We start from the raw sequence: 21,586 nt of genomic DNA on the forward strand, positions 1-21,586 counted from the left end.
TTGCGGAGCAGTTGCGGGCCAATTCCGCCGAGTCTGTGGCTCGACTTACAGATGAGGCGGCGGTTCGGGGCTTTCGCGCATTGTTTCGACCGCTTCTGCCGATTCCGCGACGATCGAGCGCATGGCGACTTCCGCGGCTTCGGCGTCCCCGGCCTGAATGGCCGATGCGACCACTCCGTGCAGGTGGATCGCTTCGGGGTCGGCCTCGTGGGGCATCAACGAGTGGCGGGTGCGGCCTTCGAGTATCTCGACGACGATCTGCGACATCGCCCGCAGCATCGGGTTGCCGGAAGCGGCGAGCAGTGTGCGGTGAAAGTCGGAATCATGGCCGAGATATGCGTCGGTATCGGCAGCGCGCGAGGTAGCTGACATGCCTATTACGGCTGCAGTGAGTGCGCCGCACTGCTCGGGTGTGGCGCGAGTTGCGGCCAGTCGCGCAGCCAGAGGTTCGATGCCGGAACGGAGTTCGCTGAGGATCGAAAGCTGCTCGAACCGATCAGGACCGGCCAGTTGCCAGCGGATGACGTTGGGGTCGAGCGAGTTCCAGTGCTCGGAGCCGAGGATGGTGATTCCTACACGTCGACGAACCGAGGCGAGTCCGAGGGATTCGAGAACGCGGACAACTTCACGGATGACGGTTCGCGACACGTCGTAGCGCGTTGCCACCTCGTCGGCGGAGATCGTGGTTCCCGGGGTGAGCACGCCACCGACTATGTCTTGGCCGAGCTGTTCCAGCATCGAGTCGTGTAACTGCTGAAACGGGACAGAAGGCATACGTAGATCGTCCCATGCGTATGGAGTAAGCCCGGTGGAAGCCGGATAAATACTACAAATTAGTGTCTGCTCTTGAAATTGTAGGTTAATTAAGGAACAGTGACCTCAATCACTCATCGGACTGGGAGTCCCTATGAACACCACAGCATTGCTGGCGGCCGAGGTCGTCCCCGCTGGTAGCGACGCACGATTGATCATCGCTGCAGTCGCCGGCGTCGCGGTCATCATCGCGCTGATCACCTGGCTGGACCTGCACCCCTTCCTCGCGCTGTCCATCGGCGCGGTGGGCGTCGGTCTGGCGGCCGGCCTCGGATCGGCCGAGTCGGTCGCGGCGTTCGCCACCGGCTTCGGGTCGACCATGGGAAGCGTCGGAATCTTGATCGGTTTCGGCGCGATGTTCGGCAAACTCCTCGCCGATTCCGGCGGTGCCGACCGAGTGGTCGACACGCTGGTGGGCCGTTCCAGCACCAAGGCGCTTCCGTGGACCATGGCTCTGGTCGGCGCTGTCATCGGTCTGCCGATGTTCTTCGAAATCGGTCTCGTCCTGTTGATGCCGGTCATCATCCTGGTCGCGCGGCGTTCCGGCTTGTCCCTGATGCGCATCGCGATCCCCACCCTCGCCGGCCTCTCGGCCATGCACGGGTTGGTTCCCCCGCACCCCGGGCCGCTGGTTGCAGTCTCGGCCTTGAACGCAAACCTCGGCCTCACCCTCGCGCTCGGTGTTCTCGTCGCGATCCCCACGGTTGTTCTCGCCGGACCGGTTTTCAGTAAGTACGCCGCGCGGTGGGTCGACGTGAAGGTTCCGGATCTTTTTGTCACAGGCGAAGATCGAGGCGAGGAAGAGAAGAAGCAGCGCCCGTCGTTCGCGGCTACTCTCGCAGCGATCCTCCTCCCGGTTGTTCTCATGCTGGGCAAGGCATTTGCAGACGTGATCGCTCCCGATTCCGAGGCTCTCCCCAAGTCGGTCCTCGACTTCCTCGGAACACCCGTTGTCGCTCTGGGTCTCGCGGTTCTGGTCGGAATGGTGCTTCTGGGGCGCGGCGGCGGTATGGACCGCAAGGCCATCTCGAAGTCACTCGAAAGCTCCCTGCCTCCCATCGCAGGCATTTTGTTGATCGTCGGCGCCGGTGGCGGTTTCAAGCAGGTCCTCATCGACACCGGTATCGCCGGAGTGATCGCCGACGCGATCAAGGGCAGCAGTCTTCCCGTGTTGTTCCTGGCCTGGCTGGTGGCGGTATTGATCCGCGTCGCAACAGGTTCGGCAACGGTGGCAACGGTGACGGCGTCGGGCATCCTCGCTCCGGTCGCGGCCGACCTCTCGTCCGCACACGTCTCGCTGATGGTGTTGGCGATCGGCGCAGGCTCGCTCTTCCTCTCGCACGTCAACGACGCCGGATTCTGGTTGGTGAAGGAGTATCTGGGCGTCAGCGTGGTACAGAACCTCAAGACCTGGACCGTGATGGAATGCATCATCTCGGTATCGGGCCTGGCCGGAGTGCTCGTGTTGAGCGCATTCATCTAGGTAGGCGAGCACATGAACAGCGAAGCGGCACAGCAGAAGCAGTATCCCGTGCTCGTCCTGATGGGTGTCTCGGGTTCGGGAAAGTCTACGGTCGGCGGCATGCTCGCCGGAGCGATGGGCTGGGACCTTCAAGAGGGCGACGATCTCCACCCGCAGGCGAACATCGACAAGATGGCGACCGGGCACCCGTTGAACGACGACGATCGCTGGCCCTGGCTCGACAAGATCGCTGTCTGGATCAAGAGTCACACCGACGCCGGTCAGCCGGGAATCGTCACGTGTTCGGCACTCAAGCGGAGTTACCGCGACGTCCTTCGCGGTGAGCACGTCGTGTTCGTGCACCTCGCCGGTTCGCGGGATCAGATCGGTCAGCGGTTGACCGCTCGCCTCGATCACTACATGCCCGCCTCGCTCCTCGACTCCCAGATCTCGACGCTCGAGGCCGTCGACCCGGATGAGCAGGCCATCGTCGTCGACGTGGGTGGAAGTCCCGCCAAGATCGCGGAGGAGATCCTGCGTCGGGTGGAGACCTTCGAGTACTGACCGGGCCAGGCGTGTAGGCACCCGCGGTTCGGGTTACGGTGCTTGGGTGACTGCTGCTGAAGAAGGCCACGACGTCGATCAATTGCGTGTCGATGCCCAAGCGCGTCTGGAAGTCGCGGTGGGTGAGGGGCGTTTGACCCTCGAGGAGTACTCGGACAAGGCGGCAGTGGTGTGGTCGCCCACCGCAGATCGAGGGCAGCTCGAGCAGATCGTGCCGTTCAGTGCGGCACCACCCGCTGTGGTGTCGCCGCCGCAAGCAACGATCGTCGGCGTCTTCGGTGACACGAAGCGCTCCGGCCGTTGGTCTTTGGCGAAAAGGACACTCGCTCTGCTGTTGTTCGGGGACGTCAAGTTCGATCTGCGATCGGCGACCATCACCGCGTTCTCCTCGACGATCACCATCGTTTCGATCTTCGGGGACACGAGGCTGCGGGTTCCGGAGGGTGTTTCAGTCGAGTTGGGTGGCTTCGACCTTTTCGGAGATCGGGAATTCGACGGGGGTCGACAGGATCCCGGCCCAGGTGCACCGGTTATTCGTGTCGTCTCGTATTCGTTGTTCGGTGATCTCACAGTGCGCACCGGCTAGCTCGGGCGCCGTGACCGACTTCGACTTCCACAGCGTCTGGACGCTCCCGGCCTCTGCCGACCGTGTCTACGACGTTCTCGCGGACGCCGAGAGGTATTCGCAGTGGTGGCCTCAGATACGCCGAGTGCGGACAACCGATGAGCATTCGGGCTCCATGGCCATCCGCAGCGCCGTCCCTCTGACGTTGCTGGTTTTCGGGCGACGCGAGGTCGAAGACCCCATTGCGCGCTACCTGAAAGTGCAACTCACCGGCGCAATGACCGGCTGGAGTAGTTGGGCGGTGCGCCCCGCTGGATCTGGTTGTATCGCCGACTTTCGGCAACAAGTAGCGGTGTCCGGAGCACTCGGCCTGGCCTCGAAGATCGCGAAGCCGCTGTTCGAGTGGAATCATGAAGCGATGATGCGTGGAGGGCACCGCGGACTGTGCGCATATCTCTCCCGGCCGTGATCGCGACCAGAACTTGCACACGCTCGAGCAATTGAGGCCTACCCGTCGTGTCATTTTGACGCAGCGTCAGTTATCGTTCACAACAGCAGCCGACAAGTATGTGTAACTCAAATGCACAAAACGGCTTGACCTGGGAGGACGCTATGCGGACGCGAGATTCGACGGTATGGCATTGGAACGTGAGTCCGCGAGCGCGGGTTATCTTCTGCCTGACCAGGACGTTCGTGAAGCCGATGTTCACGCTCTGGCCGACCACCGAACGCGGTATCCGCCAACTCGAGCGACTCGACGCGATGGCGGACAAGCTGGCGAAGCCGAAGAACCTCGACATCGAGCCCTTCACGCTGGGTGGTGTGCCCAGCGAGAAGGTGCAGCATCCACGCAAAGCACAGGGCGAATTGGCCGGCGCCACGATCCTGTACTTCCACGGCGGTGGTTTCGTCTTCTGCGGTCTGGCAACGCACCGGGCACTGTGCGGCCTGCTTTCGGCGAAGGCCGGCGTACCGGTGATCTCCGTGCGCTACCGCCAGCTGCCGGAAGGTTCCATCGGCACCTCCGTCAAGGACGCAATGGCCGCGTACACCGCGTTGCTCGAGACAGCGGAAGACCCGAACAAGATTGTGGTTGCCGGTGATTCGGCGGGCGGATACCTGGCCATGAAGGTCGCCGAAATAGCCGCACTACGCGGAATCACGCGGCCCGCAGCCGTGATCGGCTACTCGCCACTTCTCAATGTGGACCTCGAGGATCACGATCCCGATTTCATGAAACGCGATGCCTACCTGCCGATGTCACAGGTGGCAAAGCTGAAGGACCGGTGGCTCGAAGGTCCGGACGAAATAGTCGGTGCAGAGTCTCCGATCAACGCCGATGCCAGTCTGATTCCGCCGTCGTTCCTGGTGTCCGCCGAATACGAATTGATGCGTCCGGACGTCGAGATCATGACCGAGAACCTGATCAAGGCGGGACAAGCCGTCGAAACGCACATCTGGAGTGGGCAGATCCATGCTTTCCCGGTGATCGGCAAGGCTCTTCGGGAGGGCAGGGCGATCGTCGATCTCACGGTCAAGTTCCTCGAGCGAACGATGGCTTCGCAGAACCAGATCAGCGCCTGACGCTTTCTCAGCCGATCGACGTGAGGGTCGCGTAGTCGTCGTTGTCGAGAATGCCGTCGACGACTGCGCGAACTTCCGAGGCGTGCAACGTGATCGAACCGCCGTGGTTGTCGAGGAACGCTGTGTCCGCGGCGTCTCGGCCGGTCGAGATGCGTACAAGATTGCTGCGCGGCGCCAATTGCGTTGCATCGACCACGCGCCACACGTTGTCGATGTTGGCTTCGACGACAGCGTGAAAATCCATCGGATCGCAACCCGGCGCGTAGACGGCCACCAGTCGAGCGGGAATCCCCACGGCGCGCAGCAGTGAGATGGTCAGGTGCGAGTAGTCGCGGCACACTCCGGCGCCGGCGAGCAAGGTGTCGACCGCACTGTCGGTACCGCGACTGGTGCCGGGAACATAACTCAAATGTGTACTCACCCAGCGAGTGACTTCGAGAAGGAGTTCGGCCGGGGGAGTGGCGAGATCGAATTGCCCGGCGACAAAACCGAAGAACTTGTCCGCCTCGGCATACCGACTGGGGCGCAGATACTTCGACACGTCGTAGTCGCTGACCGACGCCGGTTCGGCGCGGCCGATCACGGTCGCGTCGTAGCTGACGATCAGTTTGCCTGGGGCACAGTCGAGTAGGTGGATGCGGGTACCGTGTTCGGCGGTGATCTCGCGGGGTTCGAGTGGATTGCCGTCATGGACGAACGACATCGTTTCCAGCAGTTCGACACCCGGCGCGCGCGTCACCGCGATCTTGAACTCCAGGTTGGTCGCCTCGTCGATCTCGATGTCGAGCAGGGCGGCGACGGTACGTTTCATCGGATCATCTTTACACCGAATACGGACACCCACCACCTGGGAGGATTGCGGCGTGCGATCAGGCTTCGGGATAGTCGACGTCGACGCCGCTGCTGAGGTCGCTGCACTCCACCAATTCGACCCCGTGTTCGCGTAGGTAGGTATTGGCGCCCCCGTCCCCGGTGAGGGACTCTGCAAGCATCGGCCAATGGTCACGTCCGATCAGGACGGGATGGCCGGGCCTACCGTGAAAAACGGCTCTTCGCAGTACGTTTCGCGCAGGGGCGCTCACACCCACGATCCGCGTCACGGTGTCGGCATTGAGATCCGGGACGTCGACCAGGGAGATCGCTGCCGCATCTGCGTCGTCGATTCGCATGGCGGCCTCGAGTCCGCACCGCAGCGAGGCGCTCATTCCGTGCTGCCAATCCGATATCACCACAACGACATCGGTGGTGGGCAGTAGTTCGAGGGCGTCCTCTGCCTGAGCGCCGAGGACCACGATGACCGGTGAGAGGCCTGCGGACTGCAGTGTCGTCACCCCGTGGTGAAGCCAAGACTGACCGTCCGCGTTTGTGACGAGCGCTTTGGGTTTGCCCATACGGGATCCGGCCCCGGCAGCCAGCAGGATCCCGCAGGTCGACACGACTATGCTCCGTTGACCCGCGGACGCAGCCACTCGATCAGATCGTTCAGAACTTCTTCCTGCTCAGGCTCGTTGAAGATCTCGTGGTACAGACCGTCGTACACCTTCAATGTGACATCCGAAGAGCCCGCCAGATCTGCGACGAGCTTGCTGCCGGCGGGGTCCGTCAAACGGTCGTCCGAACCGTGTTGAAGCAGTACGGGAATGGTGAGCGAAGGCAGACGCGCCGGGAAGCCTTCCGCGGCGGTGATCATGCCGCGCGCGATTCCGGCGGGAACCTTGCCGTGGTGCACCAGCGGGTCGGCGTTGTACTTGTCGACAACCTTCTGATCACGCGATACCGCAGCCGCTTCCAGATTCTCGACGGGCACGTCGGGGAGATATTTGCCGACGATCTTGCCCAACTGCATCACAACCTTCGGAGTGCCGGTTGCAATGATCACAGCAGGTCCGGAAAGCGCGAGCGCCTTCAGATCGGCCTGATGGTCGAGGGCGTAGGAAAGCGCGATCGCGCCGCCCATGCTGTGTCCGAGCAGGAACTTGTCCTTGCCGGGGTGTGCTGCGGTCACGATCGAGAACAAGGTGTGGACGTCGTCGGTGAAGTCGGAGAATTCCTTCAGGTGAACGCGCTTGCCGCCGGAGCGACCGTGCCCGCGGTGGTCGGGTGCGTACACGATGAGACCGAGTTCCCCGAGTCGCGCGGCTACGTGGTCGTAGCGCCTCGCATGTTCGCCGAGGCCATGGCAGAGGACAAGAACCCCGGTGGGTTCGCGGTCCGGAGTCCAGACGTCGTAGACGATCTTGGTGCCGGCTACCCCGGTGAACGACGACTCTTCGTGCTGCATTGTTGCGCCCTCTCTGCGACCGGTTCCGGTACGCGGATTCTCACATGCTATTCGCCCCTTGGGCAGGGCGCGGGTGTTCAGGGGTGAGGTCGTCGAGGAAACTTCGACACTTGTTTGTTACGTCTGGTTACATTAACTTGGGGACGTGACCGGACAAACTGTTGATCGTTCCCACACTGCCTCCGCCACCCGCTCGCGTCGGTTGTGGCGACCGGCGGTACGGGCCTTGCTGGACGGTGCGCTTCCGCTGATCGACAAGCGGATGGCCGAGTCGGTACGCCCGTTCGATCGACCGGCGATGATGCGCCCGCATCTTGCTTCGCGGAAATTTGCCTGGACACACTACGGGATCTTCGTTCCCGAGTTGCCAGGGCCGTTTCGCTATCTCAACACCATGACGTTGATCGGCGCCACCGGGACGGTGGTCTTCGACAACGACTATCTCGCTGCACCCGACGCGCGAAATACCGCAACCGTGCTGAGTTCCACCGCTGCGCCCGGCCACCACTTCTATCGGGCGTACGACGCCGACGACGAGTGCACTTTCGAAGAAGACGGTTCGCGAATTGCCTTCGGTGACAACCTGATCATCGAGAACAACTACCCGAATTTCCGAGTCACCGGACGCTACGACTCTTTCGATGTCGATCTAGAGGTAGTGGCAACGGATCAAGCGTCGTGGTTCGTGCGCAATCCGGTCTACGACCACGTCAGTCTCCTGGCGCAGTGTTCGGGGACGATCTCGAGTCCGGATGGACCGGTGAGCATTTCGGCTCCGTGCACCGTTGAATACGCGCGGTGCATGACGCCACAATCTTTGACTCGCCGCGCCCTTCCCGAGTCGTGGAAGCTCCCGGCCGACTTCTTCACCTATCAGATCGTTCAACTCGACGACCGGCATCAACTGTTGCTCACCGATGTTCGAGCGTCAGGGGTGACGGCGTGCAAGCTCGCCTACGTTCGAACTGTGGACGGTAGCGCAAAGGTTTTCGACGACGTCGTGTTCGACGTGCTCGAGTACGCCGACGCATTGCATGTCGACCCGCAGGGTCGCGAGATGCGTGTGCCGCGCGTACTGCGTTGGCAGGTACGCGATCACGGCAGGACGGTCGTGGAGTTCGAGGCCGAGATCGACTCGGAGTGGCGCTACGGTCACGGCAAGGGATACGTCGGCGCGTACACCTACCGGGGAAGTTTCGACGGTGCGTCGATCAACGGCACCGGTTACATCGAATGGGTGGACTGCGAAGTGTAAGGCCCCTAGTGTGTATCGGTGCCTTTCGTAGACCCCACCGCGCTGACGATTCGTCCGCAGAAGATCCTTGTCGCGGGGACCTCGGGCGCCGGAAAGACGACTCTCGCCGGTCGAATCGGGCGGCTTCTGGAGATCGAACACACTGAGCTGGACTCTCTCTTCCACGGGCCCGACTGGATTCCGCTCGAGAGTTTCGAAACCGAAGTACGACGCTTTTCCAGTGAGCCGGCCTGGGTGACCGAGTGGCAGTACGGTGCGGTGCGTCGACTTCTGGCCGAGCGTGCGGACCTGATGCTGTGGTTGGATCTGCCTCGGCGGACGGTGATGCGCCAGGTGATCACACGAACCGTCCGTCGGCGTCTGCAGCGAGAGGTGTTGTGGAACCGCAACATGGAGCCGCCCCTGCACACCATTCTCTTCGATCCGGAACACGTGGTTCGGTGGGCCTGGCGAACCGACGGACACAACGCGGAGCGAATGGCCACTGTTCTTGTCGATGTGCCGTCGTTACCGATAGTTCGGCTGCGCAGTCGAGAAGAGATCGAGGCTGTGCTCGAAGTCCTCGGCCGTCTGCCCTCAGATCGTTTGAGCTAGGCGAAATCCCAGGTCGTCGATGGCAAACGTCGGGTGGCTCCGCCGCCTCACGGTAGCGCCGCAACCGCGCTCGCTTTCGGCCCAACTGCCGCCGCGAAAGATCCGGTACGTGCCGTAGGCCTCGGGGTCGTAGAGATCCCAGCACCATTCCCAGACATTGCCGATCATGTCGTACAGGCCCCAGTTGTTGGGTGCCTTCGTTCCGACGGGATGCGCCCTACCCTCTGAATTGTCGCTGTACCAAGCAATCTCGTCGATCTCGCCGTAGCGGTAGCCGGAGGTGTCGGCCTTGCACGCGTACTGCCACTCCGCCTCGGTGGCGAGTCGGTAGCCGGTTGCAGTCCGGTCCCACTGCGGAGAATCGGTGTCGACGTCTTGATATGCGGGCGTCAGACCGTCCTCGACGGACAGTGTGTTGCAGGTTGCGATGACGTCTTGCCAGGAAAGATCGACTGCGGGGTTGCTCGAATCGGCCGACGAATCTCCGTGAAGCAGTGCCCGGGTCGTGAGATGGCGCGCGAGGCGGAAGGATTCGACTCTCGAGGTCCACGCAGCGCCCTTGCGGTCGTCCCGAAGGTGTACCTCGCCGGCAGGGATCTCGATCATCAACTCCGCTGCTCCGGTCATACGTCCATCATCGCAGAACGGTAGTTGCTCACCCGGGGAGACGCTCGAACGCAGCCTGCGGATCAAGGCCGGTGCGCATGCGCCATGCGGTCAGTGCAAGCCCGAGACACACCACCTGTGCCGGATCATCGAGAGAAACTCCCATCAGCTTTTCGATACGAGTCAAGCGGGCATAGAGCGACTGGCGCCGGATCCCGAGCAAATCCGCGGTTCTCGCTTTGCTGCCCCGATGTGCGAGGTATGCATCGAGGGTTCGAACAAGATCTGCGGAATGTGCTGTGTCGTAAGCGATCAGCGAACCGAGCTGCTCCGTGACGAACGAGGACAAGGAAGCGGGTGTTGTGCCGGCGGCGAGCAGTCGTTGGACTCCGACGTCTCTCGCGAGGATCACGCCGGTTCGGGTGCCGAAACGCCGTGCGATCTGGACGACCTCGCGAGCTTGCGCGACGGCGGCCCCGACGCCGGACAGATCCTCGACCGGTGTCGCGACTCCGAGCGCGCGTACCGCGGAACCGCCGGGTCCGCGGCGTAGCAGCTCGTCGGCTTCGGTGAATGCCGTCCGAACTCGAGCGGGGGACGCGGCCGACCAGCCATGGGCGAGCACGATGACGTGATTCGCCGCAGTCCCGACCACACAGGAGCCGAGCACGGCTCGCACAGCGTTGCGCACCGGGTCCGCGAGCTCTCGAACCGGCGTTTGTCGATCGACGTCGACAGCGGCGACGAGGACATGTTGGCCCTCCGACAACGGCTTCCACCCGGCCGCTGTCAGTCGCTCGGACAAGTCGCCGTGCGATGTGAGCACTCCGCCTACCACGTCTGTGATCACCGACTGTGCGAGTGACTGACTGGGGCCGACATCGCCGTGGCGACCGAGTTCCAGAGCCACAGCCACGGCGGCGCAGTTGGCGACGGCAGTTCGGCGTGTGGTTGCCCGGCCATTCAGGACCAGTCGACCGAGCGAGTTTGTCGGCCCGCGTACGTCGTGGATCGTCCGTTCGGTCTCGGACCGTTCTGCGTCGGTTGTGCTGCGCTCGACGGTTCTGCCTTCAGCGTCGAGGAGATCGACACTGCACCCTGCGAGACGTGACACCTTGTTGAGCAGTGCAGTCATGCCTTGGCCCGCCACCACGATCCCCAGAAGTTCTTGCCAGACAGGCTCGCCGGCTCGTGCCGAACCGAGCGTGCGGCGGAGCATGAGGTCGTGAAAGTCTTCGACCATCCGCTCGAAGGGCACTACTGCGTGCAGTGCCAGGAACGCGAGCCCGCGCCGGCGCGAAGCCTCGACGAGCTCGGCAGGGGCGGTGAGGAAGGAGCGGCCGACTTCGATCGCGAGGGCGACGCATCCCGCGTCCGCCAATTGATCGATGTAGGCGGTGAGTTGCTCGGGGGATCGTCCGTGCAGGCCGAGACCCGTTGTCAGAAGGACCTCGCCTCCGGACAACAGTCCGCCCATCTCGTAGACCTCGGACGAATGGACCCAGCGGACCACCGCGGTGTCGACGTCGCCCGCGAGCACTTCGATTGCCGCGGCCTTGAACGAGGGCATCGCAAGAACTTGTCGCAGAGTAGGCAGCATTTCTTCATCGTCCGCCGAGGGGGCACTCCGTCATAGAGCTAGTTCTGCCGAACTGACAGGTTGTCCCTTGTCGGGGTATTACGACCGTGGTCGGATTGTGACACGAGCCACATTCAATGATTTTGGTCAGACTCCAGGAGCGCACATGAACCACCCGGCAGACACCGATGAGTATTTCCTCGGGCTAGCGATCGAACAGGCGAAGATCGGTTGGGAGGAGGGCGGCGTGCCGATCGGCGCGGCACTGATTCATCGCGGCGAGGTGCTTGCAGTCGGACGCAACCGTCGGGTCCAGATGAACAGCGCCATCCGTCACGGCGAGACCGACTGCATCGAGCGAGCCGGTCGGCTCCCGGCCTCGGTGTATCGCGAGTGCGTCCTCTACACGACTTTGTCGCCGTGCTTCATGTGCGCTGGAACTGCTCGTCTCTACGAGATCCCTCGAATCGTCGTCGGCGAGAATCGATCCTTCGAGTCGTCGGAAGAATGGTTGCGTAGCAGCGGAATTCAGATCGACGTCGTCGACGACGCAGAGTGCGTGGCATTGATGGACCGCATGCTGGCCGAGCGCCCGGGCCTGTGGCTCGAAGACATCGGCGAAGTTGTATGAGCAGCGCCGTCGAACCCGCCACGGTCGCAGGTGATTCGGAGAGTGCCGGCCCTCCGGTCGATCCGGACTATCCCGTAACTCCGGTTCCACTTCATGCACGGAAGCCGTTCTTCTCGCTCGCGGTGGTGTTGTTGGGGTTCACCATCTTCACGCCGACGATGTTGGCCGGAGCGGCGCTCGGTACCGCGTTTTCGTTCTGGAAACTGATGGTGGTGATCGCCGCCGGATCTGCCATCTTGGGGGTGTACGTCGCCATGATGGGGTTCGTCGGAGCCCGCACTGGACTGACAACAGTTGTGATGGCGCGCTACAGTTTCGGCACTCGCGGGTCCAAGCTCGCTTCGATCCTGCTCGGAGGTACCCAGATCGGCTGGTACGGAGTCATCATCGGAACGATCGGCGATCTCACCGCCCAGGCATTGGGCTGGGATTCCTATCTCGCCAGGGCGTCGGTGATGATCGCAGCGAGCATCTTGATGTGCATCACCGCCTGCTATGGCTACCGCGGAATGTATTGGGTCTCGCTAGTCTCGACGCCCTTGATCCTCGCGTTGGCCTGCTGGGTCGTATTCCGGTCCCTCGAAGAAGTCGGTGGATTCTCCGGCCTGGTCTCGGTTCAACCCGCGACGACCATGACGATCGCGCTCGCAATCACCACGGTGGTCGGCACGTTTGTATCGGCGGGAACGCAAGCGCCCAACTGGACCAGATTTGCCCGTTCCGGATCACAAGCGGTGTGGGCCTGCGTTATCGGGTTCCTCCTCGGAAACGGGTTGATGATCCTGTTCGGCGCCATCGGAGCTATCACGTTCCACGAGGGTGACTTCGTGCTGATTCTCTACAACCTCGGGCTTGTCGGCTGGGGCCTGGTCTTGCTGTTCGGGAATCTCTGGAAGAGCAACGCCGACACCGCATACGCCTTCGGGGTGGCCGGCGCCGAATTGTTCAGAAAGCCCCGCAAGACTCCGTTCGTCATCGGTGGATGTGTGATCGGCACGGCACTCGCTCTGACCGGTGTGCACAACCATCTCGTCGACTATCTGAGCCTGCTCGGAACATTCATCCCGCCGTTGGGCGGCGTGATCATCGCTGATTTCCTGTGCCGGTGGCGGCGCGGCATTCCCGAGGATTACATCCCGCGGCCGGTGCACTGGCGCAACCTCGCCGTTTATGCCGTCGCAGCGTTCCTCGCCTGGCTTTCCGGTGAGTTCGAGGTGGGAATCCCGCCGCTGATCGGGATCGTGGCAGCCATTGCTCTGACGATGTTCCTGCACAGGGTTTTTGGTAACACATCGGCAAACCGGGAAGTCTCGACCTCCACCGTCTAAATCATGCTTCAGACACAAGCGAGCCCCCGGCGGTATCCACCGCGCCGGGGGCTCGCGTAGTTCATGGGAAGGGCTGCTGACTCCGTCCCAACAATCATCGCAACACAGGCAGGTAGGGTGCCTCGATACCCTGCTCTTCGAATGCAGTCAGTGCCGAGCGCGCAAACGCGCGCTGGACCGCCCATTGGCGGCCAGGCTTGACCTGCGCCGTCACTCGGATGGTAATCGCCTCGGCAGTAACCGAATTGACTCCCAGCATCTCAGGTTTGTCGATCATGTCCGCCCTGATCGGTTCGGACTCCGCCGCCTCGAGGACAGCTCGCGTCGCCACCTCGCACGCTTTGTGCACGTTCGCGTTGTGGGCGATCGGGAGATCGAGAACGGCAGTGGCGTAACCCTGACTCATGTTGCCGACTCGCAGGATTTCGCCGTTGCGGCAGTACCACAAGGTGCCGTTGACATCTCGAATCGTGGTGACACGCAGGCCCACTGTTTCGACGGTGCCGACCGCGTCGCCGAGATCGACGACGTCGCCGACACCGTACTGATCCTCGAGCAGCATGAAGATGCCGGAGAGGAAGTCACGCACCAGGTTCTGTGCACCGAAACCGATGGCAAGACCGATGACGCCGGCTGATGCGATGAACGGCGCGACGTTGATCCCGAGGATGCCGAGAATCTGTAGCACACACCAGACGAGGATCACGATGGACACCGTCGATTTGAGTACCGAACCGATGGTCCGCGCCCGCTGCGATCTGCGTTCGTTCACCTTGGCGTTCGGAGACTTGCGGGGCTTCGACATTCGGTCGATCCCGCGGTGCAGTGCGAAGCGCAGCACTACTGCGAGCGCCACATAGATTGCGATCTCGACAGGTCGGTGAATCAGCCAGTCTCGGTTGGTGTCGGTCAGTTCCCATGCTTGTATTTCGGAAATCATCCCCATGCAGTCTACGGATTCGGGCCGATCCGGGCATCGGTGCAGGGCAACACCTCTTTGATGCCAGGGATACGCGGTTGACTTGGTTGGGTTCTATTGGTGTGGGTGCCAACCGGTGGGCGGTGCCGGTGGAGGGCTCTGCGAAGCTTGCACTGATCCGTATTGTTGAGCCGCGGCGGATCGCGGTGCGGCAGCGGCACGCATGCGAGCCGAAAGTGCCACAGCAAGTGCTGCTATCGCAGTCACCAACGCGATGACGGCGATGACAAGAACGGGAATGTTGACTGGGGCTTCCACTACCACCGGGGTTGGTTGGAAGACTTCTTGGGCCAGTAGATCCGTGAATACCGACAGTCTCGGTGTCATGTGTTCCCTCCGTGAGTAATTGTTGTTCCACCTGGCCATGTTTCGGTCAATTCGCGGGCGCGGCAAGAGTCCATTCGGATGACAAGTCGGTTGTGCGTGTCAGCTCGGACTAGGCTTACGACATGGCTGCGTTCACTGGCATACCCGTTGCTGCACTCGATTTCTACGAAGACCTAGAGGCCGACAACAGCAAGACGTGGTGGGCAGCGCACAAAGAGACATACGACGAGGTAGTTCGTCGTCCGATGGCGTCGTTGACCGCAGCGTTGGAAGACGAATTCGGCTCAGCCAAGCTCTTTCGGCCGTATCGTGACGTTCGATTCTCGAAGGACAAGATTCCGTACAAGACGCATCAGGGCGCGTTCGTCGGTCTCGCCGAGAGCTGTGGCTACTACGTGCAGGTCGACGCGGCAGGGTTGATGGTGGCCGGCGGGTTCTACGCCAGCAGTTCGGAGACTATCGCGCGATATCGAGCGGCTGTCGACGACGACGTTCGGGGACCGGAACTCGAGAAGATCCTGGCCTCCGTCGAAAAGGCCGGATTCACGATCGGCGGCGACAAGCTCAAGACGGCGCCTCGCGGATACACGGTGGACCACCCGCGAATCGAGTTGCTGCGTCACAAGTCGCTGACCGCTGGTCGTACTTACCCAAGCCCGTCGTGGTTGGACAGCGCCAGGACATTGAAGGAAGTTCGCACGGCGTGGCGCGCACTGACGCCTTTGGTCGAGTGGTCGGGGCAGGTGCTCGGACCGAACTGACCGTCCGACAAAAAGTGTGACGCAGACGTAGGAAAGTTCACCTCGAGTTCATCGAAACTCGAGACGCCTGGGGCTACCGTGGTGTGTGTAACCCAAAGTTTCGGCCCCGCTTCGAGTCGCAGCGCCGCAGTTCGAAGCCATTTTCTCTCGATCGACATCGTGAATAACCCGTGTCAGTGGAGACCATCATGGCTATGTTCCTCGCTCTCGTCCTGATCATCTCGGTTCTCGGAATCGTCGGCACCTACCTCGCATTCAGCGCGGTCTTCTTCGTCGAGATGCGCAAGCTCGACAAGTAGGGTGGCTCGATTTGGCCTGATTCGACTATTTCTGGGCCGATCGCGACGACCCTCTCTGCGTACGCTGTTAGGGCATCCTTATCCGCTCGCAACAGTGGATGAATCATTTCTTCTGGAGGTTCGACACGCATGCCCGCTCAATCCACGCTCTTGCTTCCCGAGGGTTACTCCGACAACCGCCTCGTCTCGGATCTCACTCGTCGGCAGTTCGGCTTCGGCGCCGGAATCGCCGGACTGGGCGCGTTCCTGGCTGCGTGCGGTGACAGCGGAAGCAGTTCGGGCGAAACCGAAATGCGTTCCGTGACGACACCTCTCGGAACGTATGACATTCCTGTCAATCCGAAGAGAGTTGTCGCGATCGACTCTCGGCTCGACCTCGAACCTGCTGTAGCTCTGGAACTTCCGCTGGTCGGCTACACGTACGCCCAGGCGACGCCGTGGGTGCCTATCGATTCGTCGGTACCGTTCCTGTCGGAGATCCCCAATCGCGAGCAGATCTTGGCGCTCGAACCCGATCTGATCGTGTGCCTCAACTACGAGAGCGAGTGGTGGCCGGTAGCCGAGATGTCTACCATCGCACCGGTTCTGACGACCGAGTTCACCGACGACTGGCGTACAAACCTCTCGCGGTTGTCGGGCTGGCTCGGTCGAACGGTCACACTCGATCGATTGACGCTCGACTACGACAATCTGATTTCCGACATCCGCAGTCGTCATGCCGAGAAGATTGCGTCCAAGACCGTCGCCAGTGTCTCGTTCATGCCAGACACGAACACGCTGTACGTCACGAGCATCCGTACGTCCGAGAAGGGCGACAAGCCCAGCGACATGACGCTCGGCGACATCGGTGGCAAAACTGCCACCTCGGAGGGGCTTGATCCCGAGGGTGGTGTCAGCCTCGAGGGCCTCGACGTGCTGGCCGGCGTCGACGGCTTCATGATTACCGAAAACGAGGACAGTGCGGCGTACCAGGCATTGGTGGCGAGCAAGCTGTGGCAGCGACTCCCGGCAGTGCAGGCGGGCAACGTCACCAGTCTGGGTGGCTCCACCTTCTACGGTTCGATCTACACGATTTCCTACGTGGCGCAGGGTTGGGATGCCCTCTACAACAAGATCAGCTGAATGCTCTGCCGACTGGACCGATGAGTTTCGGTAGCGCGGGCGGTCTAATCAGGTAGGCATTGACCAGACCTGAGGAGATCGACGTGAAAACAGAGCAATCCCCAGAGGTAGTGCAATCCCGCGACGGTACGACCATCGCGTACGAACGCTCCGGTGCCGGACCAGCAGTGGTCCTGGTCGCCGGAGCGTTCTGCGATCGAGGATGGTTCGATTCTCTCGCTGCGGAGTTGGCGGCGGACTTCACGGTGTACTCGTACGACCGGCGCGGGCGCGGGGACAGCGCTGACAGCCACGCGTTCTCGATCGACGACGAGGTGGAGGATTTGCGAGCAGTCGTCGCGGCAACCGGTGAACCACCGCTGGTCTACGGATTGTCGTCGGGTGCCGCGCTGGCATTGGAAGCCGCTGCGCAGGCCGTTCCGATGCGTAAGCTCGCCGTCTACGAGGCGCCGTACATGGACGACCAGCAGGACGAAACCGTCCAAAGTGATCTGGAGCGGTTGATTGCGGCCGGCGATAGGGAGGGGGCTGTGACCCGTTTTCTGGACCTGACCGGCGCGTCTCCGGAGATGGTCGACGAGATCAAGCGGAGTACCGATTGGCCCGACATGTGCGCTATGGCGCACACCCTGCCCTATGACGTCGCGGTGTGTGATCACGGCTGTGAGTCGCTCGACTGGCTGGCCTCGATTACCGTCCCCACGTTGGTTATGTACGGCGGCGACAGTGGTCGATGGGCGCCTGCTTCGGCAATGCGAATCGCCGAAAAAATTTCGGGGACAAAGACTTTGGAGATCCCCGGCCAGGGTCACGGCGTCGCTGATGGCGCCATTCTCCCGGCTCTGCGCGAGTTCTTTTCCGGCTAATCACTGAGCGGCGAAAACAATCGTCAACCTAGGGTTGACGTTTTCGGGTGCGTCAACCTAGGGTTGACGCATGAGCAAACCAGTGGAAATGACCAACAAGGTGCGGCTCGACGACCTCATCGACGCGATCAAGAAGGTGCACACCGACGCGCTCGACCAACTGTCCGACGCCGTGATCGCCGCTGATCATCTCGGTGAAGTTGCAGACCATCTGATCGGCCACTTCGTCGACCAGGCGCGCAGGTCGGGAGCGTCGTGGACGGAGATCGGCGCGAGCATGGGTGTCTCGAAGCAGGCTGCGCAGAAGCGTTTTGTTCCCAAGGCGCCGAGTGATCAGAAGCCGATGGATCCGAACGAAGGGTTCAACCGGTTCACTCCCCGGGCGAAGAACGTCGTCATGGCCTCGCAGAACGAAGCCCGCGCCGCCGGTAACGCAGAGATCCAGCCTGAGCACCTGCTCCTGGGGCTTGTCGAGGAGCCTGGCGGGTTGGCTGCGAAGGCGATAGTGGCGCAGGGGGTGGAGCTTGGCTCCGTTCGGGCCGCGGTGGCCGGTGTACTACCGGCTCCGACTTCCGAACTACCAGAACTCATTCCGTACGACGCTCGTGCGCGCAAGGTTCTGGAACTGACGTTCCGTGAGGCTCTTCGCCTGGGCCACAACTACATCGGCACCGAGCACATCCTGCTCGCACTACTCGAACTCGAAGACGGATCAGGTGTTCTGGCTGACCTCGGAATCTCGAAATCGGTTGCGGAGTCGAACATCGTGGGAGCTTTGGCCGTCATTCAGGATCAGTGATTCATGTGTGAGCCTGATGCAGAAGAGGGCCGCACCCTTGCGGGTGCAGCCCTCTTCTTGTGTCACTGATTAGACAGCGCGCACATTGGTGGCCTGAGGACCCTTCTGGCCCTGGCCAACCTCGAACTCCACACGCTGGTTCTCGTCGAGCGACTTGTAGCCGTTGCCCGAGATTTCAGAGTAATGAACGAACACGTCCGGTGTTCCGTCGTCGGGAGCGATGAAACCAAAGCCCTTTTCGCCGTTGAACCACTTCACGATGCCCTGTGCCATACCGATACTCCCTACAAACTCGATCCGGGCCCTCACATCGAAGTCCCGATCTCGATGTGTCTATCCTCCCATGCCGCGCAAGTCGAACGGTGGGCGACGTGCAGAAGCGAGTTTGTCAGGGGCCGACAAGGAGGAGGGATACCGATCTTCGGCACTTGTCTGATCAATCCGTCGAAGGCCTGGACTCGTGGCTCGCATGCCAGCCTGCGGGGCTAGACCAGCGAGAAAGCTGCCCAGCGCGGTTCTCGCGCTCGGATCGTTCGAAGTCGACAACGTAGGGACCCCATGGGAGCTGAGGGTGGGCTAACCTCTCATTCGCTGTGCCCTCGGCGCGCGCAGCAGACGCCGAGTAGGAGAGTGCGCACATGTACGGAACGATTCGCGAATCACCCACGACTGCTGACCTTGTGGATCAGCTCAACCGCCGCGGGTTCTTCGGTGTAGGCGCAGCGGCAGCGGCGGCCATCCTTGCGGGTTGTTCGACGTCGTCAGATTCCGCTGACGCCGGCGAGCAACGCCAGGTGATCAACGCGCTCGGGACCACGACGATCTCGGGAAAGCCGGAAAGGATCGTTGTCGCCAGCGACTTCACGGATCTCGAATTTCTCCTGTCCCTCGGCGTGCACCCCGTCGCCTACGGCAATACTGGAGCGTGGGACCGCGGCGCTCTGCCGTGGCAGAGCACCGCGGGAATAGCTGATCTCGAAAGCTTCGACACCACAGGCGAAATCAACCCGGAAATCATCGCGCGCTACTCGCCGGACCTCATCATCGGAATGAAGACTTATCTCGAACCGGCGGCTGAGAAGCTCAGTCAGATCGCGCCGGTCGTGGCGTTGGACTGGACCACGTCGTGGCGTGACGGCGTCGCCACGGTCGGGCAGGCTGCTTTTGTCGACGAGGCTGCTACCGCAGCGATCGCCCGGACCGACGCTCTGATCGCCGATACCGCTGCTTCGCTGAACGGTTTGGGTGGCAAGGCGATCATGATCGGCTCGATGTACGGCGACCAGTTGTATGTGCAAGGTGATGCCAGTGCGCCCGGGGTTCTGCTGCGCGAACTCGGACTCAACTATCGCGGATACAACGCCGAGCAGATGGCTGCTCTGTCGATTGAGCAGGCCGAAGTACTCGCGCCCGCAGACATTCTGCTCAGCCTCGCTTCTGATCCGGAGGCGACGGCGAGGTTGGAGAACTTCGCAGTCTTCCAGAACCTCCCCGCGGTGAAGGCGCGAGCCTACGCGCCTGTCGAACTTCTGCTCTCGAATGCCTTCGTCGACAATTTCGGTCCACTGAGCGCGCCCTACGCTTTGCCGCAGCTCGCCGAGGTCTTGACCGGACTCGCGGCAGGCCAGGGGAAACAGCTCGCCTGACCTCGCTTCCGAGCCTGCGGACGCTACCTCGGCCTAGCATCGAGACATGGTGGACATAGATCTGACGGGCCGCGCCGCAGTAGTCGGCGGATCACAACCGCTGCGAGCGATACTCGAAACACCCACTACCCCCGGCCCGTGGCCGGGGGTAGTGATGATTCACGAGGCCTTCGGGCTCGAAGAGGTAATGCAGCGGCAAGCCAAGCGACTGGCCGCAGCTGGGTTCTTGACGCTCGCCGTCGACCTTTACAGCGCGGGTGGAGCGAAACGGTGCCTCGTGCCCACCATGACGTCGATGCTTCGAGGGCACGGCAAGGCGTTCACCGACATCGAAGTCGCTCGCAGTTGGCTGGTGGAATCCCCGGACTGCACCGGAAAGATCGGTGTCATCGGATTCTGTATGGGTGGTGGCTTCGCGATGGTCAGCGCCGGAGATTTCGATGCCGCCTCGGTCAACTACGGCCAGCTTCCACGCAAACTCGATGAGGCCGTCGTGGATTCGTGCCCGATCGTCGGGAGCTTCGGAGGCAAGGACTTCTCGCTCCGCGGCGCCGCAACGAAGCTGGAGACGGCGCTCAGCAATGCCGGTATCGAGAACGACGTCAAGGAGTACCCCACAGCCGGCCACGCGTTCCTCAACGACGCGGAGGCCGGACCCAAGATCCTCCGTCCGCTGGAGCGAATTCTCGGAATCGGTCCCGATCCTGTTGCAGCGCAGGATGCCTGGAAACGTATCGACTCGTTCTTCGAACGCCACCTGGCCTGATCAGCGACTGGTTCTCTCACCGCCGTTGACTGCCAATACCTGACCGGTGATCTGCCGCGCACCCGGTGAGGCAAGGAAGTGGACGGCCGATGCGATGTCGTCCGGCGTTCCGGCGCGCTTGGTGCTGGTGGATTCGATCAACATCGCGCGACGATCGTCCGTCAGGAAGTCTCGGAAGAACTCCGTGTCAGCGATGTAACCGGGGGAGACGATGTTCGCGGTGATGCCTTCGGGGCCCAGTTCGGCGGCCAGATCGATATTCCACGTCGCAACTGCGGCTTTGGCGGCGCCGTACGCTCCAGCGCCCTTGTCGGCGGCGATCGATCCGATGGTGATGACGGCACCGCCGCTGGGAATTCGATCGCGAACTGCTGCTGTGGTCAACACTGCCGAGATCAGATTGGAGTCCAGATTGGCACGCCACGCCGCGGCCAGGGATTCCAGATCTGACGGTGCTTCGCGGTCGAAGTCCGTGTTGCCACCGGCGCAGTGAACGACGACGTCGATGGTTCCGGGAAGCGAATCCTGCAGCTGCTTCAGGTCTTTCGGGTCGGAGTTGTCACACGTCACGGCGTGAACATCGGCCCCCAACTCCAGTGCGGTCTTTTCGAGTGGTTCCGTGCGTCGGCCGGTGACAAAAACTGTGTCTCCGTCTCGGGCGAACGCGCCCGCTACTGCGCGCCCGATCCCTGTTCCGCCGCCGGTTACCAGAACTGTGCGAGTCATGCCTACCTCCGTGAGCTACGTTTAGACCTATAC

The 21,586-nt window shown here is 62.0% G+C and carries 25 protein-coding genes; 15 read left to right on the top strand and 10 right to left on the bottom strand.

Going from position 1 to position 21,586, the window contains the following annotated elements; genetic code table 11:
* Nucleotides 1–45: 45 nt before the first annotated feature.
* Entirely contained in the window at nt 46–774 is a 729-nt protein-coding gene (locus ACFQ6H_RS17395) for a FadR/GntR family transcriptional regulator (protein WP_378531177.1), read from the bottom strand.
* A gap of 133 nt (nt 775–907) precedes the next feature.
* On the opposite strand from ACFQ6H_RS17395, the gene ACFQ6H_RS17400 reads away from it, so the two are divergent.
* The 5 genes from ACFQ6H_RS17400 (at nt 908) to ACFQ6H_RS17420 (ending at nt 4,988) form a co-directional block, all read left to right on the top strand.
* Nucleotides 908–2,296, top strand: a complete 1,389-nt coding sequence (locus ACFQ6H_RS17400) for a GntP family permease (protein ID WP_003939838.1) — start codon at nt 908–910, stop codon at nt 2,294–2,296.
* A 12-nt stretch (nt 2,297–2,308) separates the two neighbouring features.
* Nucleotides 2,309–2,839 (top strand): gluconokinase, encoded by a 531-nt coding sequence (locus ACFQ6H_RS17405; protein ID WP_020909302.1) that lies wholly within the window; start codon nt 2,309–2,311, stop codon nt 2,837–2,839.
* A gap of 46 nt (nt 2,840–2,885) precedes the next feature.
* Nucleotides 2,886–3,425, top strand: a complete 540-nt coding sequence (locus ACFQ6H_RS17410; RefSeq protein ID WP_378647526.1) for a LiaF domain-containing protein — start codon at nt 2,886–2,888, stop codon at nt 3,423–3,425.
* Between the two features lie 10 nt (nt 3,426–3,435).
* Nucleotides 3,436–3,873, top strand: coding sequence for an SRPBCC family protein (locus tag ACFQ6H_RS17415; protein WP_378647527.1), 438 nt, complete (start codon nt 3,436–3,438; stop codon nt 3,871–3,873).
* A 143-nt stretch (nt 3,874–4,016) separates the two neighbouring features.
* Nucleotides 4,017–4,988 (top strand): alpha/beta hydrolase, encoded by a 972-nt coding sequence (locus tag ACFQ6H_RS17420; protein ID WP_378647529.1) that lies wholly within the window; start codon nt 4,017–4,019, stop codon nt 4,986–4,988.
* Between the two features lie 7 nt (nt 4,989–4,995).
* Here the strand turns inward: ACFQ6H_RS17420 and ACFQ6H_RS17425 are convergent, their stop codons facing one another.
* From ACFQ6H_RS17425 to ACFQ6H_RS17435, 3 genes are read right to left on the bottom strand one after another with little or no spacing between them, the layout of a single operon-like run.
* Nucleotides 4,996–5,799: a transglutaminase family protein gene (locus ACFQ6H_RS17425; protein ID WP_378447291.1), complete on the bottom strand. Its 804-nt coding sequence runs from the start codon at nt 5,797–5,799 to the stop codon at nt 4,996–4,998.
* A gap of 58 nt (nt 5,800–5,857) precedes the next feature.
* The gene (locus ACFQ6H_RS17430; RefSeq protein WP_378647531.1) at nt 5,858–6,424 is read right to left on the bottom strand and encodes an NTP transferase domain-containing protein; all 567 of its coding nucleotides are present in this window, start codon (nt 6,422–6,424) and stop codon (nt 5,858–5,860) included.
* A 2-nt stretch (nt 6,425–6,426) separates the two neighbouring features.
* Nucleotides 6,427–7,269, bottom strand: coding sequence for an alpha/beta hydrolase (locus ACFQ6H_RS17435; RefSeq protein WP_378647533.1), 843 nt, complete (start codon nt 7,267–7,269; stop codon nt 6,427–6,429).
* Nucleotides 7,270–7,414: 145 nt separating this feature from the next.
* On the opposite strand from ACFQ6H_RS17435, the gene ACFQ6H_RS17440 reads away from it, so the two are divergent.
* A complete protein-coding gene (locus ACFQ6H_RS17440; RefSeq protein WP_378647535.1) occupies nt 7,415–8,524 on the top strand; it encodes a DUF6670 family protein in 1,110 nt (369 codons plus the stop codon).
* Between the two features lie 18 nt (nt 8,525–8,542).
* Nucleotides 8,543–9,118 (top strand): AAA family ATPase, encoded by a 576-nt coding sequence (locus ACFQ6H_RS17445; protein WP_378647537.1) that lies wholly within the window; start codon nt 8,543–8,545, stop codon nt 9,116–9,118.
* On the opposite strand, the gene ACFQ6H_RS17450 is transcribed toward ACFQ6H_RS17445, so the two are convergent.
* Both ACFQ6H_RS17450 and ACFQ6H_RS17455 read right to left on the bottom strand, forming a co-directional pair.
* Nucleotides 9,101–9,745, bottom strand: coding sequence for a formylglycine-generating enzyme family protein (locus ACFQ6H_RS17450; RefSeq protein ID WP_378647539.1), 645 nt, complete (start codon nt 9,743–9,745; stop codon nt 9,101–9,103). The two genes, ACFQ6H_RS17445 and ACFQ6H_RS17450, sit on opposite strands and share 18 nt — an antisense overlap.
* Nucleotides 9,746–9,773: 28 nt before the next feature.
* Nucleotides 9,774–11,294 carry a PucR family transcriptional regulator gene (locus ACFQ6H_RS17455; RefSeq protein ID WP_378647541.1) on the bottom strand — a complete coding sequence of 507 codons (1,521 nt, stop codon included), beginning with the start codon at nt 11,292–11,294 and terminating at the stop codon, nt 9,774–9,776.
* Between the two features lie 175 nt (nt 11,295–11,469).
* On the opposite strand from ACFQ6H_RS17455, the gene ACFQ6H_RS17460 reads away from it, so the two are divergent.
* Complete coding sequence (locus ACFQ6H_RS17460) at nt 11,470–11,934, top strand: nucleoside deaminase (protein ID WP_378447284.1); 465 nt, start codon at nt 11,470–11,472, stop codon at nt 11,932–11,934.
* Entirely contained in the window at nt 11,931–13,262 is a 1,332-nt protein-coding gene (gene codB, locus ACFQ6H_RS17465; protein WP_378542272.1) for a cytosine permease, read from the top strand. Before ACFQ6H_RS17460 ends, codB begins: the two co-directional genes overlap by 4 nt.
* Before the next feature lie 94 nt (nt 13,263–13,356).
* Here codB and ACFQ6H_RS17470 read toward each other — a convergent pair whose 3' ends face one another.
* On the bottom strand, nt 13,357–14,202 hold the full coding sequence (locus ACFQ6H_RS17470; RefSeq protein WP_003939801.1) for a mechanosensitive ion channel family protein: 846 nt from the start codon (nt 14,200–14,202) through the stop codon (nt 13,357–13,359).
* A 93-nt stretch (nt 14,203–14,295) separates the two neighbouring features.
* On the bottom strand, nt 14,296–14,568 hold the full coding sequence (locus ACFQ6H_RS17475) for a hypothetical protein (RefSeq protein ID WP_378531201.1): 273 nt from the start codon (nt 14,566–14,568) through the stop codon (nt 14,296–14,298).
* Nucleotides 14,569–14,690: 122 nt separating this feature from the next.
* Between ACFQ6H_RS17475 and ACFQ6H_RS17480 the strand changes: the two genes are divergently transcribed.
* The 4 genes from ACFQ6H_RS17480 to ACFQ6H_RS17495 all read left to right on the top strand — a co-directional run bounded on the left by ACFQ6H_RS17480 (nt 14,691) and on the right by ACFQ6H_RS17495 (nt 18,415).
* Nucleotides 14,691–15,329, top strand: coding sequence for a DUF2461 domain-containing protein (locus tag ACFQ6H_RS17480; protein ID WP_378647543.1), 639 nt, complete (start codon nt 14,691–14,693; stop codon nt 15,327–15,329).
* A 428-nt stretch (nt 15,330–15,757) separates the two neighbouring features.
* Nucleotides 15,758–16,750 (top strand): ABC transporter substrate-binding protein, encoded by a 993-nt coding sequence (locus ACFQ6H_RS17485; protein WP_378647546.1) that lies wholly within the window; start codon nt 15,758–15,760, stop codon nt 16,748–16,750.
* Between the two features lie 83 nt (nt 16,751–16,833).
* Nucleotides 16,834–17,616 (top strand): alpha/beta fold hydrolase, encoded by a 783-nt coding sequence (locus ACFQ6H_RS17490; RefSeq protein ID WP_378647548.1) that lies wholly within the window; start codon nt 16,834–16,836, stop codon nt 17,614–17,616.
* Nucleotides 17,617–17,686: 70 nt separating this feature from the next.
* Nucleotides 17,687–18,415: a Clp protease N-terminal domain-containing protein gene (locus tag ACFQ6H_RS17495; RefSeq protein ID WP_378647550.1), complete on the top strand. Its 729-nt coding sequence runs from the start codon at nt 17,687–17,689 to the stop codon at nt 18,413–18,415.
* Nucleotides 18,416–18,484: 69 nt separating this feature from the next.
* Here ACFQ6H_RS17495 and ACFQ6H_RS17500 read toward each other — a convergent pair whose 3' ends face one another.
* On the bottom strand, nt 18,485–18,688 hold the full coding sequence (locus ACFQ6H_RS17500) for a cold-shock protein (RefSeq protein WP_003939930.1): 204 nt from the start codon (nt 18,686–18,688) through the stop codon (nt 18,485–18,487).
* Nucleotides 18,689–19,053: 365 nt separating this feature from the next.
* Here ACFQ6H_RS17500 and ACFQ6H_RS17505 point away from each other — a divergent pair, with 365 nt between their 5' ends.
* Both ACFQ6H_RS17505 and ACFQ6H_RS17510 read left to right on the top strand, forming a co-directional pair.
* On the top strand, nt 19,054–20,061 hold the full coding sequence (locus tag ACFQ6H_RS17505; protein WP_378531212.1) for an ABC transporter substrate-binding protein: 1,008 nt from the start codon (nt 19,054–19,056) through the stop codon (nt 20,059–20,061).
* A 46-nt stretch (nt 20,062–20,107) separates the two neighbouring features.
* The gene (locus ACFQ6H_RS17510) at nt 20,108–20,827 is read left to right on the top strand and encodes a dienelactone hydrolase family protein (RefSeq protein WP_378647552.1); all 720 of its coding nucleotides are present in this window, start codon (nt 20,108–20,110) and stop codon (nt 20,825–20,827) included.
* On the opposite strand, the gene ACFQ6H_RS17515 is transcribed toward ACFQ6H_RS17510, so the two are convergent.
* Nucleotides 20,828–21,553: an SDR family NAD(P)-dependent oxidoreductase gene (locus ACFQ6H_RS17515; RefSeq protein ID WP_378647554.1), complete on the bottom strand. Its 726-nt coding sequence runs from the start codon at nt 21,551–21,553 to the stop codon at nt 20,828–20,830.
* Nucleotides 21,554–21,586 lie beyond the last annotated feature (33 nt).

The sequence above is a fragment of the Rhodococcus sp. NPDC056506 genome (assembly GCF_042794945.1).
Taxonomy (GTDB): Bacteria; Actinomycetota; Actinomycetes; order Mycobacteriales; family Mycobacteriaceae; genus Rhodococcus_F.